The organism is Streptomyces sp. 13-12-16 (genome assembly GCF_002114215.1).
In the GTDB taxonomy this organism is placed as follows: Bacteria; Actinomycetota; Actinomycetes; order Streptomycetales; family Streptomycetaceae; genus Streptomyces.
The window spans coordinates 526-1,822 of record NZ_NCTE01000995.1 but is presented as its reverse complement, the minus strand read 5'-3'; the positions used below and the strand labels follow the sequence as shown (position 1 = coordinate 1,822).

Annotated in this window: 1 protein-coding gene and 1 pseudogene; both read left to right on the top strand. The window is 75.2% G+C overall.

Annotated elements, in window-relative coordinates:
- Positions 1–422: 422 nt before the first annotated feature.
- Positions 423–704 (top strand): hypothetical protein, encoded by a 282-nt coding sequence (locus B7767_RS33875; protein WP_085575448.1) that lies wholly within the window; start codon positions 423–425, stop codon positions 702–704.
- Position 705: 1 nt separating this feature from the next.
- Positions 706–1,297: pseudogene (locus B7767_RS33870) on the top strand (4-alpha-glucanotransferase); the annotation flags it as partial.

Sequence of the window (1,297 nt, the reverse complement as noted above, 5' to 3'; positions counted from 1 at the left end):
CGGGCGGCGCGGCCACGGCGGCGGGCGCGGCGCCCAGGGTCCCGGTGCCCAGGGTCCCGGCGAGGACGGCGAGGGCGAGGGCGGTCCTCCTGGCGTTCGCCGTCCTGCCACGCCGTAGCCGCACGGGGCCCTCCTGGTCGCTCGACGGGCCGCCCGGCCCGGTGGCCGGTGCGGCCGTGTCCATTCCGTTACCGAGAAAGCCCGAGCCCACCATTTCTGCGGTGAACGTGTCAATGAGAGTGGCCGTTGTGGCGCGTTTGTCCCACCGTGGAGGGAGGGGGCGGGGGAAGAATGTGATCAGGACCACGTTGGAAGACTTTGTGCGTCTGGCATCGCGCCCCCTGGGTAGGGCTGCGGGATAACCCGCACGACCCGCACGCCCCCGCGTGATCCGCGCGCCGTGCTCGACGAGGAGGCCACCTGTGGCTGCACCGGCTTACGTCCCTTCCCCGACCCTGTCCAAACCCGTGGCGGAGCCCTCCGCCGACTTCGAGGAACCGCACTTCTGCGTCTTCAGCGCGGAAGGATCCTGCGCCGAGGTCCCGCTGACCAGCGAACCCCCGCTGCCCGACGCCGAACCCCTCACCAGCGAACCGCCGCTCGCCGACGCCACCCCCCTGACCAGCGAGTCCGACGCCTTCCTGGACACCTCGGACTCCTCCGGACTCGACTCCTTCCCGGCCCAGTACCGCCCGGAGCCCTAGGGTGGGCGCGCCACGGCCGGCCGAGCCCCCTTCCGAGGACCTGTCCCGGCTCGCCGCCCTGCACGGCGTCGCCACCTCGTACCACCCCTCCCCGGACCGCACGGTCGCGGCCACGGCCACCGCCGTCACCCTCGCGCTGGCCGCCCTCGGCGTGGACACGGCCACCCCGGAGGCCGTACGCGCCGCCCTCACCGCCCGCGAACGGGAACTCGGCGAGCGGCTGCTGCCCCCCACCGTGGTCGGCTGGGGCGCCGGCACCCCGGCCGCCCTCACCGCGCTCCCCGAGCACACCCGGCTGCTCGTCCGCACCGAACAGGGCGAGACCCGCGACCGGGCCGAGCACCTCCCGCCCGGCGTGCACGGACTGACCGCCACCACCCCCGACGGCCGCACCGCCCACGCCCACCTGATCGTCGCCCCGACCGGGCTGCCCGCGCCGCCCGGGCGCTCGTACGGGCTCCTGGTCCAGCTCTACTCCCTGCTCTCCCGCCGCTCCTGGGGCATGGGCGACCTCGCCGACCTCGGCGAACTCGTCGGCTGGGCCGGACGCGCCCTCGGCGCCGGGTTCGTCCAGGTCAACCCCCTGCACGCGG